This is a genomic window from Comamonas sp. CAH-2 (genome assembly GCF_009668305.1).
Taxonomy (GTDB): domain Bacteria; phylum Pseudomonadota; class Gammaproteobacteria; order Burkholderiales; family Burkholderiaceae_C; genus Comamonas; species Comamonas aquatica.
The window spans coordinates 188,233-204,946 of record NZ_VSWF01000004.1; the positions used below are offsets into that span (position 1 = coordinate 188,233).

17 protein-coding genes and 2 tRNA genes are annotated in these 16,714 nt (G+C 63.7%); 3 read left to right on the plus strand and 16 right to left on the minus strand.

Annotated features, from left to right (window positions below; all coding sequences use genetic code 11):
• Positions 1–50 precede the first annotated feature (50 nt).
• On the minus strand, positions 51–2,771 hold the full coding sequence (gene secA / locus FYM52_RS05070) for a preprotein translocase subunit SecA (protein ID WP_154163311.1): 2,721 nt from the start codon (positions 2,769–2,771) through the stop codon (positions 51–53).
• Between the two features lie 228 nt (positions 2,772–2,999).
• Between secA and FYM52_RS05075 the strand changes: the two genes are divergently transcribed.
• Complete coding sequence (locus FYM52_RS05075; RefSeq protein ID WP_154163312.1) at positions 3,000–3,326, plus strand: hypothetical protein; 327 nt, start codon at positions 3,000–3,002, stop codon at positions 3,324–3,326.
• 58 nt (positions 3,327–3,384) lie between these two features.
• On the opposite strand, the gene FYM52_RS05080 is transcribed toward FYM52_RS05075, so the two are convergent.
• The 7 genes from FYM52_RS05080 to petA all read right to left on the minus strand — a co-directional run bounded on the left by FYM52_RS05080 (position 3,385) and on the right by petA (position 7,757).
• Positions 3,385–3,460: transfer RNA gene (locus FYM52_RS05080), tRNA-Thr, on the minus strand.
• A 64-nt stretch (positions 3,461–3,524) separates the two neighbouring features.
• A tRNA-Thr gene (locus FYM52_RS05085) sits at positions 3,525–3,600 on the minus strand.
• 47 nt (positions 3,601–3,647) lie between these two features.
• Complete coding sequence (locus FYM52_RS05090) at positions 3,648–4,178, minus strand: ClpXP protease specificity-enhancing factor (protein ID WP_154163313.1); 531 nt, start codon at positions 4,176–4,178, stop codon at positions 3,648–3,650.
• 55 nt (positions 4,179–4,233) lie between these two features.
• On the minus strand, positions 4,234–4,845 hold the full coding sequence (locus FYM52_RS05095) for a glutathione S-transferase N-terminal domain-containing protein (protein WP_042419909.1): 612 nt from the start codon (positions 4,843–4,845) through the stop codon (positions 4,234–4,236).
• Between the two features lie 108 nt (positions 4,846–4,953).
• Positions 4,954–5,712 (minus strand): cytochrome c1, encoded by a 759-nt coding sequence (locus FYM52_RS05100; RefSeq protein WP_042419913.1) that lies wholly within the window; start codon positions 5,710–5,712, stop codon positions 4,954–4,956.
• A gap of 17 nt (positions 5,713–5,729) precedes the next feature.
• Complete coding sequence (locus FYM52_RS05105; RefSeq protein WP_042419916.1) at positions 5,730–7,145, minus strand: cytochrome bc complex cytochrome b subunit; 1,416 nt, start codon at positions 7,143–7,145, stop codon at positions 5,730–5,732.
• 15 nt (positions 7,146–7,160) lie between these two features.
• A complete protein-coding gene (petA, locus tag FYM52_RS05110; RefSeq protein WP_042419919.1) occupies positions 7,161–7,757 on the minus strand; it encodes a ubiquinol-cytochrome c reductase iron-sulfur subunit in 597 nt (198 codons plus the stop codon).
• A 148-nt stretch (positions 7,758–7,905) separates the two neighbouring features.
• Between petA and mscL the strand changes: the two genes are divergently transcribed.
• Complete coding sequence (gene mscL, locus FYM52_RS05115) at positions 7,906–8,334, plus strand: large conductance mechanosensitive channel protein MscL (protein WP_045267493.1); 429 nt, start codon at positions 7,906–7,908, stop codon at positions 8,332–8,334.
• 74 nt (positions 8,335–8,408) lie between these two features.
• Here the strand turns inward: mscL and pdxA are convergent, their stop codons facing one another.
• The 3 genes from pdxA to FYM52_RS05130 form a co-directional block, all read right to left on the minus strand.
• A complete protein-coding gene (pdxA, locus tag FYM52_RS05120; RefSeq protein ID WP_154163314.1) occupies positions 8,409–9,458 on the minus strand; it encodes a 4-hydroxythreonine-4-phosphate dehydrogenase PdxA in 1,050 nt (349 codons plus the stop codon).
• A 174-nt stretch (positions 9,459–9,632) separates the two neighbouring features.
• Entirely contained in the window at positions 9,633–10,382 is a 750-nt protein-coding gene (locus FYM52_RS05125; protein ID WP_154163315.1) for a Nif3-like dinuclear metal center hexameric protein, read from the minus strand.
• An 85-nt stretch (positions 10,383–10,467) separates the two neighbouring features.
• Positions 10,468–11,799, minus strand: coding sequence for an MFS transporter (locus FYM52_RS05130; protein ID WP_051519358.1), 1,332 nt, complete (start codon positions 11,797–11,799; stop codon positions 10,468–10,470).
• 364 nt (positions 11,800–12,163) lie between these two features.
• Between FYM52_RS05130 and FYM52_RS05135 the strand changes: the two genes are divergently transcribed.
• A complete protein-coding gene (locus FYM52_RS05135; protein ID WP_043379870.1) occupies positions 12,164–13,306 on the plus strand; it encodes a S1C family serine protease in 1,143 nt (380 codons plus the stop codon).
• 186 nt (positions 13,307–13,492) lie between these two features.
• Here the strand turns inward: FYM52_RS05135 and tatC are convergent, their stop codons facing one another.
• From tatC to FYM52_RS05160, 5 genes are all read right to left on the minus strand, one after another.
• The gene (tatC, locus tag FYM52_RS05140; RefSeq protein WP_154163316.1) at positions 13,493–14,287 is read right to left on the minus strand and encodes a twin-arginine translocase subunit TatC; all 795 of its coding nucleotides are present in this window, start codon (positions 14,285–14,287) and stop codon (positions 13,493–13,495) included.
• Positions 14,288–14,383: 96 nt separating this feature from the next.
• Entirely contained in the window at positions 14,384–14,872 is a 489-nt protein-coding gene (gene tatB, locus FYM52_RS05145) for a Sec-independent protein translocase protein TatB (protein WP_154163317.1), read from the minus strand.
• Between the two features lie 40 nt (positions 14,873–14,912).
• Positions 14,913–15,146 carry a Sec-independent protein translocase subunit TatA gene (gene tatA, locus FYM52_RS05150; protein WP_042414246.1) on the minus strand — a complete coding sequence of 78 codons (234 nt, stop codon included), beginning with the start codon at positions 15,144–15,146 and terminating at the stop codon, positions 14,913–14,915.
• Between the two features lie 115 nt (positions 15,147–15,261).
• Positions 15,262–15,639, minus strand: a complete 378-nt coding sequence (locus tag FYM52_RS05155; RefSeq protein WP_042414249.1) for a histidine triad nucleotide-binding protein — start codon at positions 15,637–15,639, stop codon at positions 15,262–15,264.
• Positions 15,640–15,693: 54 nt separating this feature from the next.
• Positions 15,694–16,714 (minus strand): patatin-like phospholipase family protein (locus FYM52_RS05160; RefSeq protein ID WP_154163318.1); only part of this gene is annotated, 1,021 nt, incomplete at its 5' end.

Sequence of the window (16,714 nt, forward strand, 5' to 3'; positions counted from 1 at the left end):
AAAGAACACGGGCCGCAGCCCGTGTGTGTTCTTTGGTGAAGCGTGCCGTATCAGCTCAGCTTGCCGTGGCAGTTCTTGAACTTCTGGCCGCTGCCGCAGGGGCAGGGGTCGTTGCGACCCACGCGCGCACCGGGCGGCAGCTCGAAGCTGTCGCTCTTGTCGCCATCGGCGGACGAGTAGTTCATGCCGGGCACATGTTCGGCGCGGTCTTCGATGCTTTGCGCCGCCTGGTCCAGCTGCTCGGGCTGCTGGATGCGCACGGTCAACAGCACGCGCGTGACTTCGTTCTTGACCTGGTCGATCAGCTGGCGGAACAGCTCGAAGGCTTCGCGCTTGTATTCCTGCTTGGGCTGCTTTTGCGCAAAGCCGCGCAGGTGGATGCCCTGGCGCAGGTAGTCCAGCGCCGCCAGGTGGTCGCGCCAGTTGGTGTCGAAGCTTTGCAGCAGCACGGCACGCTGGAAGTTCATGAACTGCTCGGAGCCCACCAGGTCCAGCTTGCCCTGGTAGAGGTCGTTGGCGGCCTTGACGCAGGTTTCCAGGATCTCTTCGTCGGTGATGCTGTCCGAGTCCTTGATCATGCCCTGCAGGTCCACGGACACGTGCCACTCGGCCAGTGCCTTCTCCAGCGCGGGCAGGTTCCACTGCTCTTCCATGGATTCGGCCGGCACGTACTGGCGCACCAGATCGGCCACGCAGTCCTCGCGCATGACGTTGATCATCTCGGTCAGATCCTCGGCATCCAGGATCTCGTTGCGCTGCTGGTAGATCACCTTGCGCTGGTCGTTGGACACGTCGTCGTATTCCAGCAGCTGCTTGCGCATGTCGAAGTTGCGCGCTTCGACCTTGCGCTGCGCCGACTCGATGGAGCGGGTCACGATGCCGGCCTCGATGGCTTCGCCTTCGGGCATCTTCAGGCGGTCCATGATGGCGCGCACGCGGTCGCCCGCGAAGATCCGCATCAGCTGGTCGTCCAGGCTCAGGTAGAAGCGCGAGGAACCGGGATCGCCCTGGCGGCCGGAGCGGCCACGCAGCTGGTTGTCGATGCGGCGCGACTCATGGCGTTCGGTGGCGATGATGCGCAGGCCGCCCAGGGCCTTGACCTCTTCGTGGTCCTGGCGCCACTGCGCGTGCAGCGCAGCGATCTGCTCGGCCTTGGCAGCGTCATCCAGCTCGGGGTTGTGGGCGATCTCGGCTTCCTGCTTGCTGATGTTGCCACCCAGCACGATGTCGGTACCACGGCCCGCCATGTTGGTGGCGATGGTGATCATGCCCTTGCGACCCGCCTGGGCGATGATGTCCGCTTCCTTGGCGTGCTGCTTGGCGTTCAGCACCTGGTGGGGCAGACCGGCCTGGTTCAGCAGCTGGGCAATGATTTCCGAGTTCTCGATCGAGGTCGTTCCCACCAGCACGGGCTGACCGCGCTCATGGCAAGCACGGATGTCGTCGATCGCGGCGTTGTACTTTTCCTGCGTGGTCTTGTAGACGCGGTCCAGCTGGTCCTCGCGGCGGCTGGGCTTGTTCGGCGGGATGACCACGGTTTCCAGGCCATAGATGCTCTGGAATTCAAAGGCTTCCGTATCCGCAGTGCCCGTCATACCGGCCAGCTTGCTGTAGAGGCGGAAGTAGTTCTGGAAGGTGATGGAGGCCATGGTCTGGTTCTCGGCCTGGATGGCCACACCTTCCTTGGCTTCCACGGCCTGGTGCAGGCCTTCGCTCCAGCGGCGGCCACTCATCAAACGGCCGGTGAACTCGTCCACGATGACCACTTCACCGTTTTGCACCACGTAGTGCTGGTCACGGTGGTAGATGTGGTGGGCACGCAGGGCGGCGTACAAGTGGTGCACCAGCGCGATGTTGGAGGGGTCGTACAGCGACGCGCCTTCGGCCAGCAGGCCGGCGGCGCTCAGGATCTGCTCCGCCTTTTCGTGACCGTCTTCGGTCAGGAACACCTGGTGGCTCTTTTCGTCGACCGTGAAGTCGCCTGGCTTGGTCACACCTTCGCCCGTGCGGGGGTCGGCCTCGCCCTCCTGGCGCACCAGCTGGGGCGCCAGCTGGTTGATGGCCTGGTACATGGCCGTGTTGTCGTCGGCCTGGCCAGAGATGATCAGCGGCGTGCGCGCCTCATCGATCAGGATGGAGTCCACCTCGTCGACGATGGCGTAGTTCAGGCCCCGCTGCACGCGATCGGCCTTGTCGTAGACCATGTTGTCGCGCAGGTAGTCGAAACCGTATTCGTTGTTGGTGCCGTAGGTGATGTCGGCCAGGTAGGCCAGCTGCTTTTCCTCGCGCGGCGCCTGGGGCAGGTTCACCCCCACGGACAGGCCCAGGAAGTGGTAGAGCGGGCGCATGGTCTCCGCATCGCGGCTGGCCAGGTAGTCATTCACGGTCACCACGTGCACGCCCTTGCCGGTCAGCGCATTCAGGTACACAGGCAGGGTCGAGGTCAGCGTCTTGCCTTCGCCCGTGCGCATTTCCGAAATTTTGCCCTGGTGCAGGCCGATACCGCCCATCAGCTGCACATCGAAGTGGCGCATCTTCAGCACGCGCTTGGAAGCCTCGCGCACCACGGCGAAGGCTTCGGGCAGCAAATCGTCCAGGGCCTCGCCCTGGCCCAAGCGTGACTGGAATTCATGGGTCTTGGCCTTCAGCGCCTGGTCATCGAGCTTTTCCAGCTCAGGCTCCATCGCATTGATGCGCGCCACCGTCTTGCGGTACTGCTTGAGAAGCCGGTCGTTGCGGCTGCCGAAAAGTTTGGTGAGAAAGTTGACCATGCGAACGGAAGCCGCGCACCAGTCGCCATGGGCACCGGAAGCGGCCAAATCCCTAATGTAGAGTTGCCATGCAAATGGGCTCATTCAGCGATAAAGCAAGAGCCCATCTGCTGAAAGCCAAAAATTGATTCTAACTGCCGCTTTCACTTCGGCACCCGCAGGGATGCCGCATGCACCCACATACAACGCAAGACACGGATAATGTGAGCCCCATCCGGACACTCCACCATGCATTCGCGCCGCCATTTCGCCATTTCGCTGGAACAAGCCTCCCAGGCTTCCCCCGCCCTGTCCCAGCTGATCGGCCAGGCCCGTGAGGCGAATGCGCGCCTGAAGGCCATCACCCCCCTGCTCCCGCCCGGCTTGCGCCTCAGCGTGCAAGCCGGACCAATCGAAGGAGACACCTGGTGGTTGCTGGTCAAGACATCGGCCGCTGCCACCAAGGTCCGTTATCTGCTGCCGGGGCTGGAGGCCCACCTGCGCACCAAAGGCTGGAACGTGGCACGCATCCAGCTCAAGGTGCTGCACGCTGCACCATGGCAAAGCCCAGTGTGAAACTGGAACAGCGAACGCAGGCATCCCAGCATGTGGGAAATGTGGTCGAAACAATGGATGGTGCCGGTTGTCGGATTCGAACTGACGACCTACCGCTTACAAGGCGGGTGCTCTACCAACTGAGCTAAACCGGCGGTCCGCAACACAGGCCAGAGGCTGCCGAAGGGACAAGGTACTTCAAAGAAAAAGCACCAGAGATGGTGCCGGTTGTCGGATTCGAACTGACGACCTACCGCTTACAAGGCGGGTGCTCTACCAACTGAGCTAAACCGGCGAAGACCGCGATTCTAATACAAGTTTCACGGCCGAAAAAATATCCGCTTACTTCACCCGCTTGAGGGCGGGACGACCTGTCGCAGGCGCGGGAGGACGCGGTTCGTCCCCCTCCTCCACCTGCGGCTTGGTGCCGGAAGTGACCAACTGCACCACCTGTGCAGGCGCGGGCTCTTCAGGCGCAGCAGCTTCTGGCGACGCCACGTCCACAGCACCTGCCACATCCGGCACCTCGTCCGGCACATCTGCCAACACATCGTCCACCACCGGGAACGACATGCCTTGCCCCGACTCGCGGGCATAGATCGCCTGCACACGCTCCACCGGCACCATGATGTCGCGCGGCTTGCCACCGAAACGGGCCTTGAACTCAATGAACTCGTTGCCCAGCTGCAGGCTGCCCGTGGCGTCATAGCTGACGTTGAGCACGATCTCGCCCTCGTTCACAAACTCGCGGGGCACCTGCACGGAACGGTCCACGCGCACGGACAGATAGGGCGTCAAGCCATTGTCCGTGCACCACTCATGAATGGCACGAATCAGGTACGGCCGTGTCGAAGTGGTGGTGGGCTCGTTCATGTACAAATTCCAGCAAACAGCAAAAGCAGTAGATCGGTGCTCGGGACAGGCGCAATTACTTGCGCATCACCTTCTCGGAAGGTGTCAGCGCTTCAATGTAGGCGGGGCGCGAGAAGATGCGCTCGGCGTACTTCAGCAGCGGCGCCGCGTTCTTGCTCAGCTCGATGCCGTAGTAGTCCAGGCGCCACAGCAGGGGCGCAATCGCCACATCCAGCATGGAGAAGCCCTCGCCCAGCATGTATTTGTTCTTCAGGAACACGGGGGCCAACTGCGTCAGACGGTCACGAATGTGCTGACGGGCCTTTTCCACGTCCTTTTCGTTGCCCTTGACGTTGCGCTGCTCCAGCGTGTTCACATGCACGAACAACTCCTTTTCGAAGTTCAGCAGGAACAGGCGCACGCGCGCACGATCCACCGGATCGCCAGGCATCAGTTGGGGGTGGGGGAAGCGCTCGTCGATGTACTCATTGATGATGTTCGACTCGTACAGGATCAGATCGCGCTCGACCAGGATCGGCACCTGGCCATAAGGGTTCATCGCCGCGATCTCTTCGGGCTTGTTGTACAAGTCCACATCACGGATCTCGAAGTCCATTCCCTTTTCAAACAGCACAAAGCGGCAGCGGTGGGAATATGGGCAAGTCGTTCCCGAGTAAAGCACCATCATGGCGGAAGCTCCTAAAAATCAAAAAGAGTGGGACGCTTCAAAAGCGCCCACTCCGCTGTGACCAAACCGTTTCTGCACCGAAATGCAAAGCGGCTGCAGTCTATCTATTTATTTGACGTCTTTCCAGAATGCGGCGTTCAATCTCCAGGCAATCAGAATGAAGATGCCCAGGAAGATCAAGACGCCCACACCGACGCGAATGCGTGTATTTTGGGCTGGCTCCCCCATCCATTGCAGGAAGTTCACCAAATCACCGACGGCCTGATCGTACTCTTGTGCGCTCATTGTGCCCGGAGAAATGGTTTCCCAGCCCTTGAACACCTGGGTGTTTTGACCATGCACCTCGACATTTTCCAGGATCGCATGGCGTTCACCCTGCAGCTGCCACAGCGCATGCGGCATGCCGACCGAAGGGAACACCAGATTGTTCCAGCCAGTGGCCTTGGCCTCATCACGGTAGAACGTGCGCAGGAAGGTGTACAGGTAGTCCGCCCCCGAACCTTGGGCGCTGGCGCGCGAGCGAGCGATCACCGACAGATCCGGCGGATTGGCGCCAAACCACTCTTTGGCCTGCTTGGGGTCTACCGCCGCCACCATGGTTTCACCCACCTTGTCGGTGGTGAACAGCAGGTTGTCCTTGATCTGTTGATCGGTCAGACCAATGTCCTTGAGACGGTTGAAGCGCATGGACGCCGCCGAGTGGCAACCCAGGCAGTAGTTCACAAACAGCTTGGCGCCGTTTTGCAATGAGGCCTGGTTGGACACATCCACCGGTGCCTTGTCCAGGGCAATCAGACCACCACCGGCAGCGTGCACACCGCCTGCCAGACCCAGAGCGGTCAACAGCGTGAGAATCAGTTTTTTCATTGTTGTTCGCTCCTAGCTCAGTGGGGCTTGAAATTCACGCGGTCAGGCACGGGCTTGGGCGTTCCCAGCTGGCTCCACCAGGGCATCAGCAGGAAGAATCCGAAGTAAAACAGCGTACCGACCTGCGACACACGCTCGCCAATCGGCGAAGGCGCCTGCACCCCCAGGTAGCCCAGGATCAGGAAATTCACCACGAACACCGCATACAAGTACTTGTGCCAGCTTGGGCGGTAGCGAATGGACTTGACCGGGCTCAGATCCAACCAGGGCAGGGCAAACAGGATGATCACGGCACCGCCCATCACCACCACGCCCCAGAACTTGGCATCGATCGCCAGCATCAGCGCCACGGCTACCACGGCTGCACCTACAAGCACCAGCTTGAACAAGCCGGCCATCTTGGCCTTGAAGGCGGTGAACGCAGCCGCCAGCACCACGCAGGCCACCAGCACGTACATCATCTCGGAGGTGATCGCACGCAGCATGGAGTAGAACGGTGTGAAGTACCACACGGGGGCGATGTGCGCCGGAGTCTTCAGCGGGTCCGCAGGAATGAAGTTGTTGTATTCCAGGAAGTAGCCACCGAACTCGGGGGCAAAGAACACCACCGCCGAGAACAGGAACAGGAACACAGCCACGCCAAAGATGTCGTGCACGGTGTAGTAGGGGTGGAAGGGAATGCCATCCAGGGGGTTGCCCTTGGCATCCTTGGGCGCACCGGGCGCCTTGATTTCCACGCCATCGGGGTTGTTCGAACCCACGTCGTGCAGCGCCAGCAAGTGCGCCACCACCAGACCCAGCAGCACCAGCGGCACGGCGATCACGTGGAAGCTGAAGAAGCGGTTCAGTGTGGCATCGCCCACCACGTAGTCGCCGCGGATCAGGATCGCCAGATCAGGCCCCACGAAAGGAATCGCGGCAAACAGGTTCACGATCACCTGGGCACCCCAGTACGACATCTGGCCCCAGGGCAGCAGGTAGCCCATGAAGGCTTCGGCCATCAGCGCCAGGAAGATGGCGCAACCGAAAATCCAGACCAGTTCGCGCGGCTTGCGGTACGAACCGTACAGCAGACCGCGGAACATGTGCAGATACACCACCACGAAGAAGGCCGAGGCCCCCGTGGAGTGCATATAGCGGATCAGCCAACCCCAGGGCACATCCCGCATGATGTATTCCACCGAAGCGAACGCCTTCTCGGCGTCGGGCTTGTAGTGCATGACCAGGAAGATGCCGGTCACGATCTGGATCACCAGCACCAGCAACGCCAGCGAGCCGAAGATGTACCAGAAGTTGAAGTTCTTCGGAGCGTAGTACTCCGACATGTGAACCTTGTAGGCCGAGAATGCCGTGGGGAAACGGTTCTCGAACCAGTTCGTCACCTTGGCGCCCGTGGACGCGTTGGGATCGATGTCTTTGAATTCGTGGGCCATGTCGTTTTAACTCCCTCAAGCCTTGTCTTCACCGATCAGGAGCTTGGTCTCCGACAGGTAGATGTGGGGCGGCACTTCCAGGTTGTCGGGCGCGGGCTTGTTCTTGAACACACGGCCGGCCATGTCAAAGGTCGAGCCGTGGCAAGGGCACAAGAAGCCGCCCTTCCAATCGCTGGGCAGGGAGGGCTGGGCACCGGCCACAAACTTGTCCGTGGGCGAGCAACCCAGGTGCGAGCAGATACCGACGGCCACGAGGATCTCGGGCTTGATGGAGCGCCAGGTGTTGCGGGCGTAGGCAGGAGTCAGCTCGGCAGGCTTGCGCTGCGAGTCGGGATCCGCCAACTGGGCGTCCAGGCTGGCCAGCTCGTCCAGCTGCTCCTTGGTGCGCTTGACGATCCAGACTGGCTTGCCGCGCCACTCCACCGTGATCTTCTGGCCGGGCTGCAAGGCCGAGATATCGACCTCCACCGCGGCACCTGCGGCCTTGGCCTTCTCCGAAGGCTGGAAGGTACTCACAAAGGGGACAGCGGCTGCCACGCCGCCTACCGCGCCAGCGCAGGCAGACGTGATGATCCACGTCCGTTTGCTGGAGTCGACAGGTGTTTCGCTCATGGGGATCCTCGATAAAACATCGCTAGGTATAGGGACAATCGGGAAATTGTAGCGGAGCGAAATTCAGGAATCCAAGCACGCGTCTGACACTACTTTTGCGTTAGATCACGCAATATTGCGCATCTCAACCGATTTGTGGAGTAGGCGTATGGGGATGATGCAAGAGTTTCGCGAGTTCGCCATCAAGGGCAATGTGATCGATCTGGCCGTGGGTGTCATCATCGGCGGGGCCTTCGGCAAGATCGTGGACTCGGTGGTCAACGACCTCATCATGCCGGTCGTGGGCCTGGTGTTCGGCAAGCTCGATTTCTCCAACCTGTTCGTGGTGCTGGGCACCATTCCGGAGGGCACGCCGCGCACCCTGGCAGCCCTCAAGACGGCCGGCATTCCGGTGTTTGCCTATGGCAACTTCATCACCGTGGCGGTGAATTTCGCGATCCTGGCCTTCATCATTTTCCTAATGATCAAGCAAATCAACCGCTTGAAGCGCGAGGCGCCCACCGCCCCGCCCGCCCCCGAAGTCACCCCGGAAGAGGTGCTGCTGCTGCGCGAAATCCGCGACCAGCTGCGCCGCTGATCCAGCCACCGCTGGTCCGGCGGTTGCGCCGACCGCCCCCCACAGGCCGCACCGCAAGCTGCGGCCTGTGTCGTTCAGCCCTGCGAAGGTGCCGACAGGCGCTGCGCCATGCGCACGGCCTCCAGCAGGCTGGAGGCATCGGCCACGCCCTGGCCCGCAATATCAAAGGCTGTGCCATGGTCCGGGCTGGTGCGCACCAGTGGCAGACCCAGGGTCACGTTCACCCCTTGCTCAACACCCAAATATTTGACCGGGATCAACCCTTGGTCGTGGTACATCGCCAACACCGCGTCGAATTCCCCTGCTCGCACATCAACATCCCTTGCGCGCATGAAGATGGTGTCGGGTGCAAACGGGCCTTGTGCGTCGATCTGCTCGGCCCGCGCGGCCGCCACGGCCGGCGCGATGATGGTCAATTCTTCCTGACCGAACAGCCCCCCTTCCCCCGCATGCGGATTCAGCCCGGCGACGCCAATGCGCGGCGCTCGGCCCAGCATGCGCGTCAGCGCATCGTGGGTGATGCGCAGCGTCTGCAGCACGTTGTCGAAGGTGACGGCCTCGATGGCCTGGCGCAGCGAGACATGGATGCTGACCAGTACCGTGCGCAGCTCGTGGTTGGCCAGCATCATGCGCACCGGCATCTGCGCAAGCCCGACACCGGCGTGCGCGGCGGCCTCGGCCTGCAACAGCTCGGTGTGGCCGGGGTAGTCCACACCGGCCGCATGCAGCGCCTCCTTGTGCAGGGGCGCGGTCACCAGGGCGGCGATCTCACCCCGCAGCGCCGCCCGCGCGGCCCACTGCACGCTGTACGCGGCCGCTGCGCCGGCCTGGGCGCTGACCTGCCCCCAGGGCGCAGGGGACGGCATGCCCGGCAACTGCAGCACCGGGATGCAGCGCGGCGGCACCGTCCACGCATCTTGCGGCGCAGCGATCACTGCCACCGGCAGGTGTGCCTGGCCCGGTCCGGTGATGGCCTGGGCCGCACGGCGCAGCGTGGCCACGTCCCCGGCCACAAAACACCCCTGCAGCTCGGACGCATGGTCGCGAAAGGCCTTGGCAATGATCTCCGGGCCGATGCCGGCCGAATCTCCCTGGGTGATGGCGATGGCGTGGGTGTTGGACATGAAATCAACCTCCAGCGCTGATCCAGCATGCGCGGACAGCTATGAAAATAGTGAAAGTGCTGCACAGCCACCCGCCCGCGGGGCACAGCAGCTATGGCGCCACGTTCCGCCGCGGGGTGTGCGCCCCGCTGGGGATGGCCGCACCGCCAGCCCCCAGGCACGGGCGCGCCACGCTCAGGCCGGATTATCGATCTCGATGAAGCGGTGGCTCAGGCCCAGTGCGGCGGCCACATGGGCCGCCACCGCGGGCGCGCCGTAGCGCTCGGTCGCATGGTGGCCCGCGGCGATGAAGGTGGTGCCGGTCTCGCGCGCCAGGTGGGCCTGGGGCTCGGAGATTTCCCCGGTGAGGTAGGCATCGGCGCCGGCCGCCAGGGCGCTTTCATAAAAGCCCTGGGCCCCGCCCGTGCACCAGGCCAGCCGGCGGATGGCCTGTTGCGGCGCACCGCTGACGCAGGTCACGGGCCGGCCCAGCACGGCCTGCACATGGGCGGCCAGGGCGTCGGCGTTGGCAAACTGCACGTCGCCCACCAGGCCCAGTGCCTGCTCGCCAAAGCTGCCGCTGGCCTGCACGCCCAACCGGGCGCCCAGCTGCGCGTTGTTGCCCAGCTCGGGGTGGGCATCCAGCGGCAGGTGGTAGGCAAACAGGCTGATGTCGTGTGCCAGCAGCAGGCGGATGCGTTCCTTCATCCAGCCGGTGATGCGCCCGTCCATGCCGCGCCAGAACAGACCGTGGTGCACGAAGATGGCATCGGCGCCATCGGCGATCGCGGCCTCGATGAGCGCCCGGCTGGCCGTGACGCCGCTGACAAGGCGGCGGATCTCGGCCTTGCCTTCGACCTGCAGACCATTCGGTCCGTAGTCCTTGAAGCGCTCGGGCTGCAGCAGGCCATCGAAATGGGCGAGAAGGTCTTGTCGCTGGATCATGGGGCCGATTGTGCCAAGCCGTGGCCGGCCCCTGCATGCAAAAGGGCAGCCGAAGCTGCCCTCCATGCCGCAGGTCAACGACCGATCAGCCGTGCTGCACCTTGGGCTGCCAGCCGCGCGAGGCCATGGGCCAGAACAGGCCGATGGCCGCACCCAGCACGCCCATGGCCGCCACGTAGTGGGCGGGCGCCATCACGTCCACCTGCTGCCACACGGACACCAGCATGGGGGTCAGGCCGCCGAACACGGCATAGGCCATGTTGTAGGCAAAGGACAGGCCGGTGAAACGCACCGCCACGGGGAAGGCGCGCACGCCGACGATGGGCAGCAGCGAGATGGAGCCGACGAAGAAGCCCACCAGCGCATAGCGCGCCACCAGGGTGTCCTGACCGGGCAGGCCCAGGTAGAACAGGTAGGCCGTCACGGCCATGCCGCCCCAGCCCAGCACCATGGTCCAGCGGGTGCCGATCTTGTCGTTCAGCCAGCCCCAGAACACGCAGCCCAGTGTCAGGGTGACGGTGGCCACGGCGTTGGCGGTCATGGCGTCGGCGGGTGCGATGTGGAACACCTTCTGCAGGTAGGACGGCGTCATCAGCACCACCACAACCACGGCGGTCGACAGCACCCAGGTCATCAGGGCCACCAGCCAGCAGGCCTGCTTGTGCTCGCGCAGGATGGTCTTGATGGGCAGTTCCACGTCAGCGGCCTTGCGCTTTTGCAGGTCCTTGAACAGCGGGGTCTCGTGCAGGAAGCGGCGCAGGTACACCGACACCAGGCCCAGCACGCCGCCCACAATGAAGGGCATGCGCCAGGCCCAGTCGTGGATTTCGGCCTGGGTGTAGGTGCTGTTGAGCCAGACGCCGAAGATGGAGCCCAGGAAGATGCCGCCGGTGATGCCCGAGGTCAGCGTGCCGATGGCCAGGCCGTAGTTGCGGGCGGGCGAGTGTTCGGCCACGAACACCCAGGCGCCCGGCATTTCACCGCCGATGGCCGCGCCTTGCAGCACGCGCATCAGCAGCAGCAGCAGGGGCGCCACGATGCCCAGGGTCTCGTAGGTGGGCAGCAGGCCGATGACCAGGGTGGGCACGGCCATCAGGAAGATGGACAGCGTGAACATCTTCTTGCGACCGATCTTGTCGCCGTAGTGGGCGATGATGATGCCGCCCAGGGGGCGCGCCAGGTAGCCGGCGGCGAAGATGCCCAGGGTCTGCAGCTGGCGCATCCAGTCGGGCAGGTCGGCAGGGAAGAACAGTGCGCCAATCACGTTGGCGAAGAACACGAACACGACGAAGTCATAGAACTCCAGCGTGCCGCCCAGGGCCGACAGGCTCAGGGTCTTGTAGTCCTCACGGTTCAAAGGACGATGGTGTGCACCGCCCGCCACCTGGTGGGCTTGTGCATTCGGGTGCTTACTCATTGGGTTGTCTTTCCAGAAACTTCAGTTGGTCAGACAGCGCTAGAGCCACGGCAACGGATAGGTGCTAAAGGCAGACCGGACGGTTCTGGCAACTTCACGGTGAGAAGCCGCGGCTTCCTCGGGCGGGCGGGTGTGCCCGTCCAAGAACGAACGCAGTGTGGCGCAGTCGATCGAACATTCTAGGGTTTGCACCAAAAGGGTTTACCCGCACATCGCGTTTCGCGAAGCGAATTCGCAAAATAGAGGGGGTTCATCTTGTTTCACGATGACAACTCCAAAGCGGCACCTCCCACACCCGAGCGCCCGCCAAGGCTTCGCATTTGCGCGTACGCTTTCAGACCATTGCCCCTCCCCACCTGTTGCTATGAAGCGTTACTGGCTCTTGTTCTCCCAGGCTGTCACCGTCCTGCTGGCCGCCTATTTCATCGTGGCGACCCTGCAGCCCAGCTGGCTGCAGCGCGGCGCCACCTACAGCCGCGCCGGCATCTCCCTGCTGGAGGCGCCCTCCGAACCGCGCACCGAATTCGCCCCCGGTAGCCTGGCCGCCGCGGCCCAGAAGGCCATGCCGGCCGTGGTCAGCATCAACACCAGCAAGGAAGTGCGCCACCCGCGCAGCAACGACCCCTGGTTCCAGTTCTTCTTCGGTGATGTCGGCCCACAGCAGCAGACCGGCCTGGGCAGCGGCGTCATCGTCAGCCCGGCGGGCTACATCCTGACCAACAACCACGTGGTCGAAGGCGCCGACCAGATCGCCGTGACCCTGGCCGATGGCCGCATGGCCAACGCCAGCATCATCGGCACCGACCCCGAGACCGACCTGGCCGTGCTGAAGGTGGAGCTGGACAAGCTGCCCGTCATCGTCCTGGGCAACTCCGACCACGCCGTGGTCGGCGACACCGTGCTGGCCATCGGCAACCCGTTTGGCGTGGGCCAGACCGTGACCAGCGGCATCGTCAGCGCCCTGGGCCGCAAGGAGCTGGGCATCAACACCTTCGAGAACTTCATCCAGACCGATGCGGCCATCAACCCCGGCAACTCCGGCGGCGCGCTGGTGGATGTGAACGGCAACCTGCTGGGCATCAACACCGCCATCTACTCGCGCTCGGGCGGCAGCATGGGCATCGGCTTTGCCATCCCCGTCTCCATCGCCAAGCTGGTGCTGGACGGGCTCGTCAAGGACGGCAAGGTCACGCGCGGCTGGATTGGCGTGGAGCCCAACGAACTGTCGCCGGAGCTGGCCGAAACCTTTGGCGCCAAGGCCTCCCAGGGCGTGATCATCACCGGCGTGCTGCAGGACGCACCGGCCGCGCGCGCCGGCATGCTGCCCGGGGACGTGATCACCGCCGTCCAGGGCCAGGTCGTGCGCAATGTGGCCGAGATGATGACCGCCGTGGCCGCCCTGCCCCCCGGCCAGGTGGCGGAGTTTGCCGTGCTGCGCAATGGCAGCGAGACCACGCTGAGCATCACCCCCGGCGTGCGCCCGGCACCGCAACGCGCCCGCCGCTGAGACTGCATGCAAAAAGCAGAGCGCCTGCCGCTTGCCTGCAGGCCATTTCAAACACCAATCACTTGAAAAACCTCTGAATACGAGCGCCCAGCGCTCCTTTTTCAGACAGCATCCGCCCACAAAAAAGCCCGCCCACCATCCAGGTGCGCGGGCTTTTTGCATCCCCACCAAGGGGGGGGTAAGGAATCAGTCCGTGGCCGCTTCGGCCTCGTCGTCCTCGGGCTTCTTGGACGACTTGGCGAACCAGCCGGCGGCGACAATACCGACCTCGTACAGCACGCACATCGGGATGGCCAGCGCCAGCTGCGAGATCACGTCGGGCGGCGTCACCACGGCGGCCACCACGAAGGCCAGCACGATGAAGTAGCCACGGAAGCTCTTGAGCTTGGCGATGTCCACGATGCCAAAGCGCACCAGCAGCATCACCACGATGGGCACCTGGAAGGCCATGCCGAAGGCCAGGTACAGCGACAGGATGGCCTCGACGTAAGAGGCGATGTCGGGCGTGGCTGCCACGCTCTCGGGCGTGAAGCCCTGGATGAAACCGAACATCTTGTCCAGCACGAAGAACTGCACGAAGGCGATGCCCAGGTAGGCCAGCAGGCTGCCGAACACGATCAGCGGCAGCGCAAACTTCTTTTCATGGTTGTACAGGCCGGGCGCCACGAAGGCCCACAGCTGGTACATGATCCAGGGCAGCACCGACAGGATGCCCACCATCATCAGCACCTTCAGTGGCACGAAGAACGGCGAGAACACGCCCACGGCAATCAGCTTGGCATCGGGCGGCATGTGCGCCTTGATGGGGTGGGCGATGAAATCGATCAGCCCGTTCGGTCCGGGCCAGACCGCCAGCACCGCGACCGCCAGGGCAATCCCGTAAATGCAGTACAGCAGGCGGTCCCGCAGCTCCATCAGGTGCTGCACAAAGGGCTGCTCGGTGCCTGCCAGCTCGTCGTCTTTGGTGGATTTGTCAGACATGGTCGGAAAAAGCGCCGGGCTGCGCAGCCCGGCCATTCAGGAAAGAAAGCCGCAGCGCACGGCGGCAGGCCCTGCGCTGCGTCACCACACCCGCGCTCAGCGCTTGGGCTTGAAGCGTGCCACCCGGGCAGCGCCCGACTGCACGTGCGTGCGCACGCCGGCGCGCGCCTTGTACCAGCGCGGCACGGAGCCGCGCTTGAGGCGGAAATTCTTGCCCGGATTCTTGTACACCGGCGCCACGGCACTGCGGCTGTCGTAGCTGCCGTAGTCGCTGGTCGACGTGCCGCTGTCGTAGTCCGAGGCGAAATCGGTGGCCTCGCGCCAGTCTTTCTCAAAATCGCTGGAGGCCGTGTGCACCGTCTGCTCGACATCGCGCGCCGCCGTCTCCACCGACTCCTTCATCTTCTTGAGCTCGTCGAGCTCCATGGAGCGGTTGACTTCGGCCTTGACATCGGACACATAGCGCTGCGCCTTGCCCAGCAAGGTGCCCACCGTGCGGGCCACGCGCGGCAACTTCTCGGGCCCGATGACCACCAGGGCCACCGCGCCGATCAGCGCCAACTTCGAGATCCCGATGTCAATCATGCCAACGCCCCTGGTCGGTGCTTGCAGCCATGTTCAAGCATCAGCTCTTTTGCTTGGCGTCGACGTCGATGGTGTTCTTATCGGCCTTGGTCTGGTCTGCCACGGCGGCCTTGTCGGCGGTGGCATCACCAGCGGTGCCGTCCTTCATGCCGTCCTTGAAGCCCTTGACAGCGCTCCCCAGGTCACCGCCCAGGTTCTTGAGCTTCTTGGTGCCGAACACCAAAACCACGATCAGCAGCACGATCAGCCAGTGCCAGACGGAAAACGTTCCCATGAGATTTCTCCTAACGAATACAAGTCATTTTAGACGGGCGGCTGCAACTTGGCGCCGCAGATGGCCTTAGAACACCCGGGTGCAGGCCGCGCCCTCATCCAGTGTCAGCAATCGATCAGCCGTGCTTCCAGGGACGGGGGCCACCCATCACGTGCAGGTGCAGGTGGTGCACTTCCTGGCCGCCTTCGGTCCCGGTGTTGACCACGATGCGGAAGCCGCCTTCGGGATAGGGGTTGCAGCCCTGCTCCAGCGCCAGCTGGGGCGCCAGGGCCATCATCTTGCCCAGCAGGGCTTCCTCGCTCGGGCGGACCTGGGCCATCGAGGGGATGTGCTGCTTGGGAACGATCAGGAAATGCACCGGCGCCGCAGGGCGGATGTCGTGGAAGGCAAACAACGTGTCGTCTTCGTACACCTTGCGGCTGGGGATCTGGCCAGCGGTGATCTTGCAGAAAAGGCAGTTCGGGTCGTGCGCAGTCAGTGCGGGCTCGGTCATCAAAGGCTCAACTCTCAGTTCTCGGTGAAGGTGCAGGGCGTGCGGGGTGCACGGTCAGGGATTGTCCACAATCTGCAGGGTCTCGCGCACGCCCACGTCCTGGCGGTGATCATGCACCCATTGCTGGCCCTGGGCGCGGCCCAGCGCAAACAATTTCAGCAGGAAGCCCATGTCCACGCGCGATTTGCTGGCTGCGCCAAAGTGGCTCAGGGCCGCGCCGCCGTCGATGCGGTGCATCAGCACGCTCTTGTAGCGCGTGGCATCCAGGCGGCCCTCGGCCAGCAGGCGGCGCACGAAGTCGATGGCGCGCAGCTCGCTGAGCAGGCCGGCGTTGAACATCACCTCGTTCATGCGCTCCATGATGTCGCCCGCCGTCTCGGGCAGCTCATGGTGCTCGATCGGGTTGATCTGCACTAGCAGCATGTCACGGCAGTCGGTGCGGTAGATCAGCGGGTACAGGGCCGGGTTGCCCGAAAAGCCGCCGTCCCAGTAGTACTGCCCGTCGATCTCAACCGCCTGGTACAGCTGCGGCAGGCAGGCCGAGGCCATGATGGCATCGGCGCTGAGGCGCTCGCCGCTGAAGATCTCGCCCTTGCCCGTGCGCACATTGGTGGCGCAGACAAACAGCCGCGGCATGCCCGGGTGCGACAGGGCCGCGCGCAGCTGGGCGAAATCGACCGTCAGCTCCAGCAGCCGGCGCAAGGGATTGATGTCCAGCGGGTTGGTCTGGTAGGGCGAGAGGAACTGCGACATCATGCCCATCAGCGGGTTGCTGGCCACCGGCACCCCCAGCGTGAAGCTGCCCATGGCCCCCACGCCCTCCCACAGCTTGCGCAAGGCGTTGCGCGCGGCGCTGCAGCCAGCCGCATGGCGTGCCGCATCGTCCTCCGGGTGTTGCAGGGCGGCCGTGGCAAAGCCCTGGGCCACGGCCACGGCGTTCATGGCGCCGGCACTGGTGCCGCTGATGCCGGGAAAGCAAAAGCTCCCGTCCTCCAGCAGCGCGTCCAGCACGCCCCAGGTGAAGGCCCCGTGCGAGCCCCCGCCCTGCAGCGCCAGATTCAGACCTTGTGGGGGG

Excerpts from the sequence above, each read along its gene's own strand:
- secA (WP_154163311.1), bottom strand. The coding sequence starts at position 2,771 with ATGGTCAACTTTCTCACCAAACTTTTCGGCAGCCGCAACGACCGGCTT.
- FYM52_RS05075 (WP_154163312.1), top strand. The coding sequence starts at position 3,000 with ATGCATTCGCGCCGCCATTTCGCCATTTCGCTGGAACAAGCCTCCCAG.
- FYM52_RS05090 (WP_154163313.1), bottom strand. The coding sequence starts at position 4,178 with ATGAACGAGCCCACCACCACTTCGACACGGCCGTACCTGATTCGTGCC.
- FYM52_RS05095 (WP_042419909.1), bottom strand. The coding sequence starts at position 4,845 with ATGATGGTGCTTTACTCGGGAACGACTTGCCCATATTCCCACCGCTGC.
- FYM52_RS05100 (WP_042419913.1), bottom strand. The coding sequence starts at position 5,712 with ATGAAAAAACTGATTCTCACGCTGTTGACCGCTCTGGGTCTGGCAGGC.
- FYM52_RS05105 (WP_042419916.1), bottom strand. The coding sequence starts at position 7,145 with ATGGCCCACGAATTCAAAGACATCGATCCCAACGCGTCCACGGGCGCC.
- petA (WP_042419919.1), bottom strand. The coding sequence starts at position 7,757 with ATGAGCGAAACACCTGTCGACTCCAGCAAACGGACGTGGATCATCACG.
- mscL (WP_045267493.1), top strand. The coding sequence starts at position 7,906 with ATGGGGATGATGCAAGAGTTTCGCGAGTTCGCCATCAAGGGCAATGTG.
- pdxA (WP_154163314.1), bottom strand. The coding sequence starts at position 9,458 with ATGTCCAACACCCACGCCATCGCCATCACCCAGGGAGATTCGGCCGGC.
- FYM52_RS05125 (WP_154163315.1), bottom strand. The coding sequence starts at position 10,382 with ATGATCCAGCGACAAGACCTTCTCGCCCATTTCGATGGCCTGCTGCAG.
- FYM52_RS05130 (WP_051519358.1), bottom strand. The coding sequence starts at position 11,799 with ATGAGTAAGCACCCGAATGCACAAGCCCACCAGGTGGCGGGCGGTGCA.
- FYM52_RS05135 (WP_043379870.1), top strand. The coding sequence starts at position 12,164 with ATGAAGCGTTACTGGCTCTTGTTCTCCCAGGCTGTCACCGTCCTGCTG.
- tatC (WP_154163316.1), bottom strand. The coding sequence starts at position 14,287 with ATGTCTGACAAATCCACCAAAGACGACGAGCTGGCAGGCACCGAGCAG.
- tatB (WP_154163317.1), bottom strand. The coding sequence starts at position 14,872 with ATGATTGACATCGGGATCTCGAAGTTGGCGCTGATCGGCGCGGTGGCC.
- tatA (WP_042414246.1), bottom strand. The coding sequence starts at position 15,146 with ATGGGAACGTTTTCCGTCTGGCACTGGCTGATCGTGCTGCTGATCGTG.
- FYM52_RS05155 (WP_042414249.1), bottom strand. The coding sequence starts at position 15,639 with ATGACCGAGCCCGCACTGACTGCGCACGACCCGAACTGCCTTTTCTGC.